General features: G+C 71.4%; 13 protein-coding genes. 7 read left to right on the top strand and 6 right to left on the bottom strand.

From position 1 onward, the window contains the following. On the bottom strand, positions 1-1,111 hold a 1,111-nt coding region (locus CCN39_RS16720; RefSeq protein ID WP_434781108.1), incomplete at its 3' end, for an MFS transporter. A gap of 296 nt (positions 1,112-1,407) precedes the next feature. On the opposite strand from CCN39_RS16720, the gene CCN39_RS16715 reads away from it, so the two are divergent. Continuing rightward, complete coding sequence (locus CCN39_RS16715) at positions 1,408-2,307, top strand: SDR family NAD(P)-dependent oxidoreductase (protein WP_086843011.1); 900 nt, start codon at positions 1,408-1,410, stop codon at positions 2,305-2,307. Here CCN39_RS16715 and CCN39_RS16710 read toward each other — a convergent pair. Continuing rightward, entirely contained in the window at positions 2,304-4,160 is a 1,857-nt protein-coding gene (locus tag CCN39_RS16710) for an AMP-dependent synthetase/ligase (protein ID WP_086843009.1), read from the bottom strand. The genes CCN39_RS16715 and CCN39_RS16710 overlap by 4 nt on opposite strands. Positions 4,161-4,373: 213 nt before the next feature. Between CCN39_RS16710 and CCN39_RS16705 the strand changes: the two genes are divergently transcribed. The 5 genes from CCN39_RS16705 (at position 4,374) to CCN39_RS16685 (ending at position 9,556) form a co-directional block, all read left to right on the top strand. After that, on the top strand, positions 4,374-5,030 hold the full coding sequence (locus CCN39_RS16705; RefSeq protein WP_086843007.1) for a transcriptional regulator: 657 nt from the start codon (positions 4,374-4,376) through the stop codon (positions 5,028-5,030). 597 nt (positions 5,031-5,627) lie between these two features. Then, positions 5,628-8,189 (top strand): sensor histidine kinase, encoded by a 2,562-nt coding sequence (locus tag CCN39_RS16700; RefSeq protein ID WP_086843005.1) that lies wholly within the window; start codon positions 5,628-5,630, stop codon positions 8,187-8,189. Continuing rightward, on the top strand, positions 8,189-8,605 hold the full coding sequence (locus CCN39_RS16695) for a roadblock/LC7 domain-containing protein (protein ID WP_043776694.1): 417 nt from the start codon (positions 8,189-8,191) through the stop codon (positions 8,603-8,605). The genes CCN39_RS16700 and CCN39_RS16695 overlap by 1 nt, the downstream gene beginning before the upstream one ends. Continuing rightward, positions 8,602-8,973, top strand: a complete 372-nt coding sequence (locus tag CCN39_RS16690) for a DUF742 domain-containing protein (protein WP_004561733.1) — start codon at positions 8,602-8,604, stop codon at positions 8,971-8,973. The genes CCN39_RS16695 and CCN39_RS16690 overlap by 4 nt, the downstream gene beginning before the upstream one ends. Continuing rightward, complete coding sequence (locus CCN39_RS16685; protein ID WP_004561734.1) at positions 8,954-9,556, top strand: GTP-binding protein; 603 nt, start codon at positions 8,954-8,956, stop codon at positions 9,554-9,556. Before CCN39_RS16690 ends, CCN39_RS16685 begins: the two co-directional genes overlap by 20 nt. A gap of 110 nt (positions 9,557-9,666) precedes the next feature. Here CCN39_RS16685 and CCN39_RS16680 read toward each other — a convergent pair whose 3' ends face one another. Then, entirely contained in the window at positions 9,667-10,098 is a 432-nt protein-coding gene (locus tag CCN39_RS16680; protein ID WP_086843003.1) for a DoxX family protein, read from the bottom strand. A 103-nt stretch (positions 10,099-10,201) separates the two neighbouring features. Here CCN39_RS16680 and CCN39_RS16675 point away from each other — a divergent pair, with 103 nt between their 5' ends. Continuing rightward, entirely contained in the window at positions 10,202-10,669 is a 468-nt protein-coding gene (locus CCN39_RS16675) for an NUDIX hydrolase (RefSeq protein ID WP_086843002.1), read from the top strand. Here CCN39_RS16675 and CCN39_RS16670 read toward each other — a convergent pair. The 3 genes from CCN39_RS16670 to CCN39_RS50165 form a co-directional block, all read right to left on the bottom strand. After that, on the bottom strand, positions 10,659-11,306 hold the full coding sequence (locus CCN39_RS16670; protein ID WP_086843000.1) for an HAD family hydrolase: 648 nt from the start codon (positions 11,304-11,306) through the stop codon (positions 10,659-10,661). The genes CCN39_RS16675 and CCN39_RS16670 overlap by 11 nt on opposite strands. Positions 11,307-11,334: 28 nt before the next feature. Beyond that, positions 11,335-11,853, bottom strand: coding sequence for an O-acetyl-ADP-ribose deacetylase (locus CCN39_RS16665; RefSeq protein WP_086842998.1), 519 nt, complete (start codon positions 11,851-11,853; stop codon positions 11,335-11,337). A 256-nt stretch (positions 11,854-12,109) separates the two neighbouring features. Continuing rightward, positions 12,110-14,514 (bottom strand): NHL repeat-containing protein (locus tag CCN39_RS50165; RefSeq protein WP_086842997.1); only part of this gene is annotated, 2,405 nt, incomplete at its 5' end.

Genomic DNA, 14,514 nt, shown 5'->3' with positions numbered 1-14,514 from the left:
GGCCGACGCCCACCCCCTGGGCGACCCGCAGCCCGGTCCGGTACAGGCCGCCCGCGCTGCCCCGGACGTCGTTCGGCACCCAGGTGATGAACGTGGCCGACACCGTGATGACGTACGCGCCCGTCGCGCCGGCCAGCGCGAGCAGGATGAGCGCGAAGGCCAGGTTCGGCCGCAGCGCGAACGCCGCCAGCGCGGCCAGCGGCAGCGCGGCCAGCACGCCCAGCAGCTTGCGGCGGTGCTCCGTCGTGACGAACCGCGACAGCAGGAACGTCCCGGCGACGAAGCCCAGCGGGTCGGCGGCCAGCAGCCAGCCCACCGCCTGGTCGCCCGCGCCCAGCTGTGCGGCGAGCGGCGCCGCGAGGCCCTCCGGGATCACCGCCAGGCCGACGAGCCAGGACAGGTAGAGCAGCACCCGCAGCCGTTCGTCGCCGAAAACCTGCCTTACGGCGCCGAACCACGGGGCGCCGCCGTTGCCCGCCGCGGGCCGGCGCAGCACCAGCAGCCGCACGGCGACCGCGGCCACCAGGAACGTCAGCGCGTCGATCGCCAGCGCCCACGACGTCCCGATCGTCGTCACCAGCAGCCCGCCGGCGGCCAGGCCGGCCAGCATCGCGGTGTTGTTCGTGATCCCCCGCAGGTCCTGGCTCTGCAGGTAGACGTCGTCGTCGGCGAAGACCTCGCGGCCGAGCGCGTTCTGCGCCGCGTTGCCCGGCGCGTTCGCCAGCCGCGCGAGGACGAACAGCGCGAACAGCCAGCCCAGCGGCATCGCGGGCAGCGCCATCAGCCCGATCAGCACGGCCTGCGCGAACGAGCTGGTCACCAGCACCGCGCGCCGGGGGAACCGGTCGGCGAGCTGGGAGAGCCCGAGCCCGCCGGCGAGCGCGGGCAGGAACGTCAGGGAGTAGACGACGGCCGACAGCAGCGGTGACCCGGTCCGGTCGAAGGTGAGGATGGCCAGCGCGACGATGGTCAGCTGGTCACCCAGCATCGACTGCGTCTCGGCGAACCACAGCGCGCGGAACTCCCGGTTGGCCAGGACGGCCCGGAACCGGGGTGTCGCGCGTGTCGTCACCTCGTGACCACCGTCCCCCGATCGAGTGAATATGGGCATTCGCATTCTGCCTCTCCGGTGACGACCCCGACCGGGGGAGTCACGGTCTACCACCGGGAAGCACCCACAGTATGCCGCCGGTTACGCCCCGGCGTCCCCTGAATGCGAGCCAGTCACCCCCTCGTGACCGGCCCACGGGTACGTCCGGACTGATCGATCCGGACTCGCTCGGCGCAGGGCGGCGGCCGCTCGTCGTCGGGCCGATGCCGCGTTGGACCGAATGGGCCAAGACTGGACAGTGAGCCGGCCGGGGTGGACGGACCGCGCGCCGCCGGCGCCGCAGATCGGGGAGAAGCATGGACGGGTTGATGCAGGGCAAGGCGGTCGTGGTCACCGGCGCCGGCCGGGGCCTGGGCGAGGCGTTCGCGGTGCACGTCGCGCGCGCGGGCGGGGCGGTGGTGGTCAACGACGTCGACGCCGAGCTGGCCGAGCGGACGGCGGAGAACATCCGCGCGCACGGCGGCCGCGCCGTCGCGAGCGGGCACAGCGTGGCCGAGGCGGGCGAGGCGCAGGAGATCGTCGACCTCTGCGTCAAGGAGTTCGGCGGCATCGACGGGCTGGTCAACAACGCCGGGCTGAACTACGAGGCGCTGCCCTGGGAGGACGACGCCGAGCAGGCGCGGGAGCTCATCGCGGTCAACGTCCTCGGCGTGGTGAACACCGGCCTGGCCGCGATCAAGGCGATGGTCGACGCGGGCACCGGCGGCTCGATCGTCAACATCTCCTCGGGCGCTTCCCTCGGGCAGCGCAAGCTCGGCGTGTACGCGGCGAGCAAGGGTGCGGTCGCGTCCCTGACCTACTCCTGGGCCCTCGACCTCGAGGACGCCGGGATCCGCGTCAACGCCGTCTGCCCGCTCGCGCACACCCGGATGGTGTGGAAGTCCGAACGCTCGCTGCGCGCCTGCCCGCCGGACCGCACGCCGTCGCGGATCGCCCCGGTCGTGCTGTTCCTGCTCGGCGAGGGCTCGCACGGCATCACCGGCCAGATGATCCGGTGCAACGGCCCGCAGCTGCACATCATGGGCCAGCCGTTCCTCAAGCAGCCGATCCTCGAGCGTCCGGTGTGGGACACCGAGACCGTGCAGAAGGCCTTCGACGAGGTCTTCTCCGCCCACCTGGAGAACTACGGCCTGGAAAAGCGCGTCCCGCCGCGGCTGCGCAAGTGGACGGAGTCGACCTCGCCCCGGACGGCTTAGGAGCCCGCGGCGGGCTCCGGGTCCCGGGTCGCCGCGTAGAGGGCCTCGATGTCGGCCGAATAGCGGTCGTTGATGACCCGGCGCTTGAGCTTGAGCGTCGGGGTCAGCTCGCCGGATTCGGGCGTCCAGGCCTTCGGCAGCACGTGGTAGCGCTTGATCTGCTCGATCCGGGCGAGCCTGCTGTTGGCCGACTCGACCGCGCGTTCCAGCTCGGCCCGCACGGCCGGGTGGTCGGCGAGCTCCTCCGGGGCCGCTTCGACGCCGTTGGCCGCGGCCCAGCCGGGGGCGATCTCGTCGTCGAGCACGATCAGCGCCGTCACGTACGGGCGGTCGTCGCCGATCGCGACGGCCTGGCCGATCAGCGGGTGCTCCTTGAGCAGGCCCTCGACGCGGGTCGGCGCGATGTTCTTGCCGCTCGAGGTGATGATCAGTTCCTTCTTGCGGTCGGTGATCGTCACGAAACCGTCTTCGTCGATCGTGCCGATGTCGCCGGTGGCCAGCCAGCCGTCGGCGTCGGTGGCGTCGGCGATCGTGCCGTCCTCCTGCAGGTAACCGAGGAACACGATCGGCCCGCGGACCAGCAGCTCGCCGTCCTCGGCGACCTTCACCTCGACGCCTTCGACCGCCTTGCCGACGGTGCCCGCCCGGAACGACTCGACGGAGTTGGACGTCGCCGCGCCCGTCGTCTCGGACAGGCCCCAGACCTCGCAGATCTCGATGCCGAGCCCGGCCAGGAAGTAGATGATCTCCACCGGGAGGGCGGCCGCGCCGCTGGAGGCGACGAGCACGTTGTCGAGCCCGAGCAGCGCGCGCACCGGCGCCAGCGCGGCCTCGTCGGTCTGCCGGATCTTCTCGGCCAGCTCCGCGGGCACCGGCTTCCCGGCGCTGCGCAGCTTGTAGCCCTGCTGCAGCAGTTCGTTCGCCTGCAGCAGCGCGGTGCGCCGGTCTTCCGGCACGCCGCCGAGCATGTTCTTGAGCCCGGCGACCATCTTCTCCCACACGCGCGGGACGCCGAAGAAGCTCTGCGGGTGCACCTTGCCGAGCGCGCCGACGACCCCCGTGGGGTCGGCGAGGGTGTGCACGTGCCCCGCCCAGACGATCGGCAGGTAGATCGACAGCTCCCGCTCGGCGATGTGCGCCAGCGGCAGGTACGCGATGTTCGTCGCGTGCATCGGCGGGTGGTGCAGCTTGGTGACCGCGTACGCCTGGTGGATCGCGTTGCGGTGCGAAAGCACGACGCCCTTCGGGGCGCCGGTGGTGCCGGAGGTGTAGATCATGGAGAGCGGGTCGTCCGGCTTGATCCCCTGCCACGACCGTTCGAAGGCCTCGGGGTCGGCGGCAAGCGCTTCCCGGCCCCGGGCGCGCAGGTCGGCGAGGGAGAGGAACCGGTCGTCGCCTTCGGGGATCGCGGTCTCGTCCATGACGACGACGTGCCGCAGAGCCGGGAGGTCGTCGAGCACCGGCCGCCAGCGCGCCAGCTCGTTCTCCCCGCCGAGCACCACGACCGGCGCCGCGCTGTGCCGCGCGACGAACCCGATCTGGTCCGGGCTGAGGGTGGCGTAGGCGGTGCAGGGGATCGTGGCCAGGTGCGTCGCGGCGAGGTCGGCGACGATGTGGTCCGGGCAGCCGGGCGCCATGATCAGCATGCGGTCACCCGCGGCGAGCCCGAGCCCGGCCAGCCCGCGGGAGACTTCGGCGATCGCCGTGCGGAACTCCAGCCAGGTCAGCGTCGGCTGTCCTTCGAGGTCGAGCGAGGTGATCGCCGGCAGGTCCGGGTATTCGACCGCGTTGCGGTGCAGCAGCCGCGGGATCGTCTGGCCTTCGGTCTGCTCGGCGACGGACGGGGTGGTCAACGCTGGCCTCCTCGAAAGCTGCGGATGGCCACACTGTAGGGGCTCCCGGCGCGGGTGGATAGAGAATCGCGGCCACGTCAAGCGGCACCGTCGAACCGGACATAGCGGTCAGGTCTCCACCACTGTCCACTGTGTACACGGGCGTTCGCGCGCGAACCGCGCTTCAATGGGAGGACCGCTTCCGGCGGGGGCGGCGGACTCCAGGGGGAACCGATGACGCGGTCGGCTCGTGAACTGCTCGTGAAGATCCAGGCCGAACTCGCTCCGCGCGACGGCGACAACCGGCTCGTACCGCTGATCACCGCGGGGCGGGCGCCGCGCGCGGTCTTCGCCGCGCTCGCCGCCGAGGAGAAGCTGATCACCCTCAGCGACTGGCGCAGCTTCCACGAGCTGGCCGCCCGGGCCGACGAGCCGAACGCGCGCACCTTCTTCGGCGGGCTGGCGCCGGGCGAGCAGCAGGCGAACGGGATGCTGGACGCGTTGCTCGCGGCGACTGGTCCGGACCACGGGGAGGAACGCCCGCGCGCGGGCTGCCAGGTCTACCCGGCCTACGTCGCCTGGCTCGCGCTGAACGGCGAGTCGTCGGCGACCGCGGCGGGGATCTTCGCCAACTTCGCCGCCTTCGGCCGGTACTGCCGGGACGTCGCCGCCGGCATGCGCGAGCACTACGGCTTCACTGGTGAGCAGTGCGCGTTCTTCGACTTTTTCGCGGCGGACGTCCCGGAAATTGAAGAACAAGCGCTCGCCGCGATCCAGGCCGGCCTCGACGCGCGCCGGCTCGACGAGCGCGAAGCGCACCGCTGCGCCCGGCTGTTCCAGAGCTACGAGCTGCTCTTCTGGAACACGCTGGCCGACGAGTTCCCGGGCTGACGAGCGGCCGCCGCCGCGGAACCGGTACCGGGCCGACGCAGCGTGGTCAACCGGCCGCGGTTGCGGAATAACGGGAATTCCGGCCCGTTGCCCGGGGAATCCGTGGCCGCGCCCGCGAATCCTGCCCATTCCGCTTTTCCGGGGCCGTCCACTCCGGACGAAGGCGGCGTCCGGGGGTGCGCACCCTGGTCCGTGATGTTTGTCACCGAACGATTCGTCGCTGTCGTACGTAGTCGGCCCCCGCCGGGACGCGCGGCGGATCCGGGAGCGCTTCCGTTACTCACATACGTGCGTGGAACGAAAGTCGCCCTGCGACGAAGCTCACGACTTACGGTGGTGGACTTTCCAAGCGCAGGCAGCGAGTGTGGACGGGTCACCGATCCAAGATCACGTTATCGCCACGGACTTGACGCGCCCTGGAGGGCTGCCTAACGTCGTCGCGGGCGAAGCAGACCACGGTGATGTTGATCCGGCTGGTCGGAATCCGGGTGTTGACCGCCTCGGGCGACCCGAAACCATGTACTGCCGGAAGGAAAACGGACCCAGGTGAAGCAGATTTCTCTTCGACGCAACCGGGGATCCTCGATTCGGAAGCGCGTGCTCACGATCGCGCTGGTCCCCAGTATCGCGCTCTTGCTCGTCGGCGTGGCCCTCGCGGGCTACCTGATCTACGACGCCGTCACGGGCCGGGACTACACCAACCGCATCCGGGGCTCGGAGGCCCCGTCGATCCCGTTCCTCGCCTCCCTGCAGCAGGAACGCCAGGCCACGCTGACCCTGCTCGCGGGCCAGAGCAACCAGCGCGCGGTGCTCGCGGCCGTCCGCCCGAAGACGGACGAGAACGCCGCGAAGACGATCGAGTACCTCCGCGACAACTTCGCCGACTACGACGACACCCCGCCGAGCGTTCTGAAGAACATCACCACCTTCTTCGGTCTGTACCAGCAGCTGCCGGCGAACCGGCAGGCGGTCGACAGCGGCCAGATGCAGCTCAACCAGGCCTTCGTCTACTACAACAAGATGATCGACCAGTTCACCGACGGCGTGGCCGGGCTGGCCCAGAACGCGCGCGGCGCCCAGAACGCGTTCGACCGGCTGACCGCCATCCCGCTGTTCACCGCAGCCGACCAGATGCAGCGCAGTGACGCGCTCGCCGCCGCCGGCCTCGCCGCGGGCGGGCTGTCCAATGACGACTTCCGCACCTACGTCGGCCAGGTCGGTGCCTACCACGCCCAGCTCGACGCCTCGGCGCCGAAGCTGATCCCCGAGGTCAAGGCCAAGTACGACGAGCTGCTGGCCAGCCAGCCGTGGCAGACGGTGAACCAGGTCGAGACCGCGTTCCTGCGCGGCGACCTGTCGAAGCTGCCGGTGCCGCAGGACCAGTGGCGGGCCGCGGCCCGCCAGGTCGGCGCCGCGATGATGGGCATCTTCATCCTGCAGAGCTCGAACGCGAGCCAGGCCGCGATCAACGACGCGGACTCGACGTTCACCGAGTCGCTGATCGCCGGTGTGGTCGCGGTCCTGTTCGCGGTCTTCGTGGTCTTCGTCGCCGTCCGGCTGTCGAACCGGCTCATCGGCCGCCTGCACCGGCTGCGCGAGGACACCCTCGACGCGGCCGAGGTCCGGCTGCCCGAACTGGTCGCGCGCGTCCAGGCCGGCGAGCCCGTCGACCTCGAAGAGGGCGGGCACTTCCTCGACCACGGCACCGACGAGATCGGCCAGGTCGCCGACGCCTTCAACAAGGCGCAGCAGACCGCCATCGCGGCCGCCATCGACGAGGCGAAGACCAAGGAGGGCACCAAGACGGTGTTCCTCAACATCGCCCACCGCAGCCAGGTCATCGTGCACCGCCAGCTCAAGGTGCTCGACCAGGCCGAGCGCAAGCAGGAGGACCCGGACCAGCTGGACACGCTGTTCCAGCTCGACCACCTCTCCACCCGCGCCCGCCGCAACGCCGAGAACCTGATCATCCTCGGCGGCGGGCAGCCGGGCCGGCAGTGGCGCAACCCGGTCGGGCTGGCCGAGCTGGTCCGCGGCGCGTCCGCCGAGACCGAGGACTTCGCCCGGGTCAAGACGGCGGTGCTGCCGCAGATCGCCATCCGCGGCCCGGTCGTCGGCGACCTCGTGCACCTGCTCGCCGAGCTGATCGACAACGCGACGGCGTTCTCGCCGCCGCAGTCGCGGGTCGAGATCCGCGGCAACGTGGTCGGCAAGGGTGTCGTGATCGAGGTCGAGGACCAGGGCCTCGGGCTCGAGCCGGACCAGACCGAAGAGATCAACTCGATGCTGGCCGACCCGCCGGACTTCGGGATCATGGCGCTGTCGGACGAGCCGCGCCTGGGCCTGTTCGTGGTCGCGCGGCTGGCCGCGCGGCACGGCATCCAGGTGCACCTGCGGGAGTCGGCCTACGGCGGCACCCGGGCCATCGTGCTGGTGCGCACCGACCTGCTGGCCCCGCTCGCCGAGATCGAGCCGGAGCAGCCGATCACCCCGCCGAAGCCGGAGCTCGTCCCGAACCCGGCCGAGCCGGAGACCACGGCCAACGACGAGGTCGCGCCGCTCAAGCGGCCGGTCCGCCGCCCGGCCGCCCGGCACCGCACCGAGGCGCCGGCCCCGCCGAGGGCGCCCGAGCCCGTGTCGCAACCGACGGTGGCCCAGCCGACCGTCGCCGTCCCGCCGGTGACCGTGCCGCCGCCGGCCCCGGTTCAGGCGCCGTCCAGCCAGCCGCCGTCCGTGCCGACGCCGGTCCCGGTCGCGTCGGTGGCGGAGCCGGTGAGCCAGCCGACCCAGGCCCAGCCGGTGGCCGCCGTCCGGCCGCCCGCGTCGCCGAACCGGACTTCGCGCCCGGCGCGTCCGGCGGCGCAGCAGCCGGTGTGGCCGCCGCAGGAGCCGCGGGCCGCGGCGACTCCCGAAAGCCGTCCGCAGCAGCCGCGCCGCCCGGAGGCACCCGGCCGGCCGCCGCTGCCGCAACGGCGACGCCAGCAGAGCCTCGTCCCGCAGCTGCGGGAAGATAAGCCCGCGACCGCGGAACGCGAAGAGGTCAGGCTGGATTCCCCGGAGGTTGCCCGGAGCAGGCTGTCCGCCTTCCAGCAGGGCACCCGGCGGGCCCGTGACGAAGAGTTTTCCGAGAACGACGACAGGTACGGAGAGCGCGAGTAATGGTCAACTCAGGCGCCCACGAGCTCGACTGGCTGCTGGACGACCTCGTCAAGCGGGTCGCCGGGGCGGACCGGGCGGTGGTGCTGTCCTCGGACGGCCTGCTGATCGGGAGGTCGGGCAACCTTTCCGAGGAGGACGCCGAACACCTGTCCGCGGTGGCTTCGGCGTTCCAGAGCCTGGCCCGCGGCACCGGGCGGCACTTCGGTGGCGGCAACGTCCGCCAGACGATGGTCGAGATGGACCACGCGTTCCTGTTCGTGACGGCGGCCGGGCGAGGCGCCTGCCTCGCCCTGCTGGCCCGTGAAGACGCGGACATGGGGCTGGTCGCGTACGAGATGAACCTGATGGTGAAGCGGGTCGGCCAGGTGCTCACCTCGGCCCCGCGGACCGCCGGCGCGCAGCCCACTGCGCCATGAGCGCACGGCACGAAGCCTGGTTCGACGACGAGGCCGGTCCGCTGGTCCGGTCGTATGCGGTCACGGGTGGCCGCACGCGATCGGACACGCTCGGGCTCGACCTCATCACGCTCGTGGTGGCGCTGCGCACGGCGCACGAAGCGGGCATGCTCGAACCCGAGTACGCGCGCATCATCGCCTTGTGCCAGCGGCCGGTCTCGGTGGCCGAGGTGGCCGCCCGGGTCGATCTCCCGCTGCCCGTGGTGAAGGTGATGCTGAGCGACCTCATCGAGCAGAACCTGGTGCTGTTCCGTACCGCGGCACCGGTCCAGGAAACCCCCAACCGACACGTATTGCAGGCGGTTCTTGATGGCATCCGGAAACTCTGACCCCCGGCGGAACCTGACCGCGACCGCGGTCAAGGTACTCATCGCCGGCGGGTTCGGGGTCGGCAAGACCACGATGGTCGGTTCGGTGAGCGAAGTGCCGCCACTGCGGACCGAGGAGGTCATCACCACCGCGTCCGAGGGTGTCGACGACCTGTCCGGCGTCGAGCAGAAGACCACCACGACGGTCGCGCTCGACTTCGGCCGCATCACGATCAACCCGGACCTGATCCTGTACCTGTTCGGTACGCCGGGGCAGGACCGGTTCTGGTTCATGTGGGACGAGCTGGCCGAAGGCGCGCTCGGCGCCGTCGTGCTGGCCGACACGCGCCGGCTCGACAGCTGCTTCGCCGCGGTGGACTTCTTCGAGCGCCGCAACCTGCCGTTCGTCGTCGGCGTGAACTGCTTCGACGGCGCGTACCGCTACGGCACGGAGGAGGTCCGGCAGGCGCTCGACGTCGGCATGGACGTCCCGCTGCTGCTGTGCGACGCCCGCGAGCGCGAGTCGACCAAGCAGGTGCTGACGAGCCTGATGGAACACGTGATGGCGCGGTCCGACCTCGCGGCCGCCCAGGGCGGCTACTAGCTGAACCTCATTCTGGTCAGGCCGGCGCTACGGATCGCAACGCGCCCGCAAGTAGTGACAGTTGCGCCGGCCGACGGCTGAATGAGGTTCACAGGACCGCGCCCTGTCCCTCAGCGCTTGATCAGGTTGTCGAGCGCGAGGCGGCCGGGGCCGATCGCGGCGAACAGCAGGAAGACCCACGCGTAGACCGCGGCGGGCTCGCCCATGTTCTGCAGCGGCAGCAGGCCCATCGGGGCGTGCACGGTGAAGTACGCGTAGGCCATCACGCCGGAGAGCAGGATCGCGGCCGGCCTGCTGGCGAGCCCGACGAGCAGCAGCAGCGCGCCCACGAGCTCGAAAACGCTGCCCCACCAGCCGGGGAACGAGCCGAACGGGACGCCGCCGCCCTGGCCGTCGATCCCACCGAAGAAGCCGAATCCCTGCAGGCCGTGGAAGCCGAACAGGAACGAGATCACGATCCGGCTCGCGCCGACCACGAGGCCGGTGACCTGGGTCTTCGCCGAGGTGGTGGGCTGGCTGTCGCGGGCGATGGTGGCGGTCATGGTGGGTTCCTTCCCTGGGGTTTCCCTTGCCTTCTGCCAACGCGTCGATCGGGCCCCGGCGGGTTTCGACACCCTCCCGGAAAAATCTTGGGAGAATTTCTCCATGGCGGGCAAACAGAGTGCCGGGCTCCTGCTCTACCGAGGCAGCGGCGACGACGTCGAGGTGCTGCTCGGGCACATGGGCGGGCCGTTCTGGGCGAAGAAGGACGCGGCCGCGTGGTCGCTGCCCAAGGGCGAGCTCGACCCGGACGAGCCCCCGGAGAAGGCGGCCCGGCGCGAGTTCGAGGAGGAGCTCGGGCTGCCCGCGCCGTCCGGGGAGTACGTCGCGCTGGGCGAGGTGAAGCAGTCGGGCGGCAAGGTCGTGACGGCGTGGGCGGTCGAGGCCGACCTCGACCCGGCCGCGGTGGTACCCGGGACGTTCTCGATGGAGTGGCCGCCCCGCTCGGGTCGTCAGCAGGAGTTCCCCGAGGTGGACCGGGTCGAGTGGTTCTCGCTCGACCTCGCCCGCGAGAAGCTGCTGAAGGGGCAGCTGCCGTTCCTGGACCGGCTGCTGGCGCTGGTCAGCGGCTGAGCAGGGCCTCGAGGGGCTTGGCGGTGAAGGACGGCAGCACGACGTCCGCCTGCCCGAAGTCGAGGTGCTGAGTGATGGCGTTCGGCACGGCGACGCAGGTCAGGCCGGCGGCCTTGGCGGAGGTGACACCGTGCGGGGTGTCCTCGAAGGCGATGGTCTCCGCGGCGTCCGTCCCGAGCGCGGCGAGAGCGGCGAGGTAGAGGTCGGGGTCGGGCTTGGCGTTGTGGAGGTCCCCGGTGAGGACGGCGTCGAAGTAGTGGTCGATGCCGAGCCGTTCGAGGTGCGGGTTCACCCAGCCCCCGGACGAACTGGACGCGACGGCCAGCTTGAGGCCGTTCTGACGCGCGGTCTCGAGGTAGTCCCGGACCCCTTCGCGCGGGCCGAGGTCCTCGAGGAGCGCGTGCACGCGGGCTTTCGTGATCGGCCGCAGCGCCTCGGGGTCGATGTCCGGAGCGTGCTCGGCGAGCAGGGCGAACATGGCGGGCGTGGTGTGCTGGGTGCCGATGACGGCGTACCAGGCGTCGAGGGGCAGCTCGGTGCCGTGCTCCCGGAAGACGTCCTGCCAGGACTGCAGGACGGCGGATTCGGTGTCGGCGAGCGTGCCGTCGAAGTCGAAGACCAGGGCGCGGGTGGGCACGCCTGCACCCTGCCCGCTCGGTGATCGTTCAGGCAAGGGAGTTGTGACGAGCCTGAAAGGCCCGGACGGCCGCGTCACCGCGCAGAGCGAAGAGGACCTCCTCGATCGGGCCGGGTTCGGCCTCGGAGACGGTGGTGAGCGCGATCCCCGCGGCTGACTCCAGGGGCCAGCGGTAGATGCCGGTGGAGATGGCGGGGAAGGCGACGGTCCGGGCGCCGAGGTCCCGCGCCACCCGCAGGGCGTTGCGGTGGCAGTCGGCAAGGAGGCCGGAGCGGTCTTCGGAGGCCGACCACACCGGGCCGACGGTGTGCACGACCCACTTCGCGGGCAGCTTCCCGGCGGTGGTGGCGACGGCCTGCCCGGTCTTCAGGCCCTTGCCGTAGTGCCCGGCGCGCAGCTCCCGGCACGCGGCGAGGATCTCCGGCCCGCCCTTGCGGTGGATCGCCCCGTCGACCCCGCCGCCGCCGAGCAGCGAGGAGTTGGCGGCGTTGACGACGACGTCGACCTCGAGGGTGGTGATGTCGGCGTCGAGGATCCGGATGCGCATGGGGTCGATCCTGCCGGACACAATGGGCCGGTGCTGCTGGATTTCATCGCCGAGCCGGCGACCGAGGGGGTCGTCGCTGCCTTCGAGGCCGTCGCGCGATCTCTTGACGCGCGCCTGCGCGCTCGCTGATCCGAGCCCCGGCCTCGTGCCGTGGAGTGCGCTCGAGCCGGTGGCGGCCGATCAGCCCGACCCGGCGTTTCCGCCCTTCCCCGTGTGGGTCCGGGCGATCGCTGCCTGACCCGCGTCCGCCGTTCTCCTACGGGTGGACGGTCAGCCGGTGCAGGCGTTCGCCGATCTTGTAGTACAGGTCGCCGAAGCGGTCGGCCGTCAGGTCCTCCGTGCCCGGTTCGGTCAGCAGGACCGTGACCGCCTTCGTCACCTTGTCGATCCGGAAGATCCGGTCGCCCTGGGTGCCGTACACGTGGCTCGGGTCCTTGGGCACCGTCAGCAGCACGCCGTCGCGCCAGGCCATTGTCGACTTCGCGTCGTAGTCCGGGTCGGCGAACAGGCGCTGTGTCTTCATCGCCGCCGGGTTGGCCGGGTCGAAGGTCAGCAGGGAGCCGCCGGACAGGCCCCACACCTGCCCGTCCACCTCGGTCAGTGCGGTGACGGCCCGCGGTGCGGTCAGGGGCAGCGCGTACCGCGTCACCGCTCCGTTCGCCGGGTCGTAGGCGAACACTTCGGCCGAGGCGCCCGGTGCGAACACCGGGGTGACGCCCAGCGCGCCCCGCGTCGACGTGCCGCCGAAGACCTTGCCGCCCGCGTACGCCAGGGAGACCACCGCCTGGTCGGGGACGACGCAGACGGTCCGGCCCGGCGTGCCGTCCGTCCAGATGCTCAGCGCGCCGCTGCGCTTGCCGTACTTCGGCACCGTTCCCATGTAGACAGTGCCGTCGGGGCCGCCGGCCAGCGCGTACGGGCGGTCCTGCGGCGGCGGACCTTCGCCCGGACGGCAGTCGGCTGCCTTGTCGCCCGCGGCGCCACCCGTGTACTGCAGCTTCGGCGGCCACTCGCCGCCCGGGGTGTAGCTGTACAGCCGGGCCGAGGGGTAGACGCCGATGTAGAGCTTCCCGTCGTGGGCCAGCAGGCTGTCGGTCTGGTTGAGGCCGGTCATGGTGCGCGTGTCCGGGTGGTTCTCGTCGGCGTCGCCGTGCAGCGGGTCGTACACACCGGTGCCGCCGGTGAGGTAGCCGCCGGTGTAGATCTTGCCGTCCGGGCCGGTGCCGAGCGCGTTGATCGCGGCCGGCAGCACCGGGGTGCCGGGAACGAGCCGGGTGCTCGACGCGCCGGTCGCCGGGGTGTACTTGAAGATCCGGGTGCCGTCCGGCGCCGCGCCGAGACCGACCAGGGTCCCGTTCTCCCAGCTGTAGCCGGTGACGTCGAGGTCGGGCCGGACGGCCGTCGGCTGCACGGCCTTCGTGGCGATGTCGTAGGAGTGCAGCAGCCCGTCCTTGGTGAACCAGACCTTGCCGTCCGCGGCCGGGGAGTGCTGCAGGTCGGTGTCGGTGATCGCCGCGTCCACGACCGAGCGGTACGAGCCGTCGGCGTTCTTGACGACCTGCAGCACGAGCAGCGTCCGGTCGAACCAGGCGAACAGCCGGCCGCCGGTCCAGGTCAGCCCGCCGACCATGGAGTTGTGCGCGTACTCGGCGGGCAGCAGGCTGTCGGTCCGCCCGGTGACGTTGTCGAAGCGCACCAGCGAGGCGTTCGTCCCGGTGCCGAGGTAGGTCGCGTTGGCGGCCGGGTCGTGGGCGATGCTGCGCACGTACTCCGCGCCGGCGACGATCGGCGTCGCGCCGATGGTGGTGAACGTGCCGTTGTCGTACTTGAAGTAGCGGCCGTTGTTGTAGGTGCCGCCGTAGACCTTGCCGTTCGCGCCGGCTTCGAGGTCCCAGATGAAGGAGTACCCGCTTTCGGCACGGCCGAGGTCGGTCAGCGTGCTGGTGCCCGGTACGTGGCGGTACAGCTTCGAGTTCGGGTAGGTGCCCAGGTAGACGCTGCCGTCGGTGGCCGTGGTGGCGGCCCAGCCGCCGACGGTGGGCGTGTTGGCGGTGTCCGGGAAGGTGAGCTTCGAGGTGACCTTCCCGGTGGCGACGTCGATGACGGCCAGCTGCGGGTTGCTGTCGGCGGTGCCGGTGTAGACCGCGTAGGCCTTGCCGCCGGCGAAGGTGGTGGCGTTGGGGACGCTGCTCTCCAGCTGAACGCCGAGGTCGGTGGTGTCCTTGCCGATCACCACCTCGTCCCAGTACGCGGTGCCGACGTTGCCCACGCCCGAGTAGACGAGCGCCGAGACGGTGGCGGTGCCCGCGGGCGCCACCCCCGAAGCCGTGGCGGTGTTCCACTGGCGGCCGGAGACCGAACCGCCGGTCACGCTGCCGAGCAGCTGCCCGGCGGCGTCGCGGAACCGCAGGTAGAGGTCGGCCGCGCCGCTCTCGGTCCAGACCTGGGCGTAGGCGGTGTACCGGACACCGGCGGTGGCGGGCAGCCCGGGCTGGCTCTCCCGGCCGTAGGCGTTGTCCGGGGACGTGTCGTCCACGCGTGCCGCGGTGCGCCCGTCCCACGTCACGGCGGTGAACCCGCCGGGGCTGTGCGAGCCGCTCCAGCCGGTCAGGCCCTGGTCGAACCCGCCGTTGGCAATCCGGAGATCGGCCGCGTCCGCCG

It is taken from the genome of Amycolatopsis kentuckyensis, from assembly GCF_002155975.1.
Taxonomy (GTDB): Bacteria; Actinomycetota; Actinomycetes; order Mycobacteriales; family Pseudonocardiaceae; genus Amycolatopsis; species Amycolatopsis kentuckyensis.
Note: the sequence above shows the minus strand (reverse complement) of the source record. Positions and strands in the feature narration are given on the sequence as shown.

Excerpts from the sequence above, each read along its gene's own strand:
- CCN39_RS16715 (WP_086843011.1), top strand. The coding sequence starts at position 1,408 with ATGGACGGGTTGATGCAGGGCAAGGCGGTCGTGGTCACCGGCGCCGGC.
- CCN39_RS16705 (WP_086843007.1), top strand. The coding sequence starts at position 4,374 with ATGACGCGGTCGGCTCGTGAACTGCTCGTGAAGATCCAGGCCGAACTC.
- CCN39_RS16695 (WP_043776694.1), top strand. The coding sequence starts at position 8,189 with ATGGTCAACTCAGGCGCCCACGAGCTCGACTGGCTGCTGGACGACCTC.
- CCN39_RS16690 (WP_004561733.1), top strand. The coding sequence starts at position 8,602 with ATGAGCGCACGGCACGAAGCCTGGTTCGACGACGAGGCCGGTCCGCTG.
- CCN39_RS16685 (WP_004561734.1), top strand. The coding sequence starts at position 8,954 with ATGGCATCCGGAAACTCTGACCCCCGGCGGAACCTGACCGCGACCGCG.
- CCN39_RS16680 (WP_086843003.1), bottom strand. The coding sequence starts at position 10,098 with ATGACCGCCACCATCGCCCGCGACAGCCAGCCCACCACCTCGGCGAAG.
- CCN39_RS16675 (WP_086843002.1), top strand. The coding sequence starts at position 10,202 with ATGGCGGGCAAACAGAGTGCCGGGCTCCTGCTCTACCGAGGCAGCGGC.
- CCN39_RS16665 (WP_086842998.1), bottom strand. The coding sequence starts at position 11,853 with ATGCGCATCCGGATCCTCGACGCCGACATCACCACCCTCGAGGTCGAC.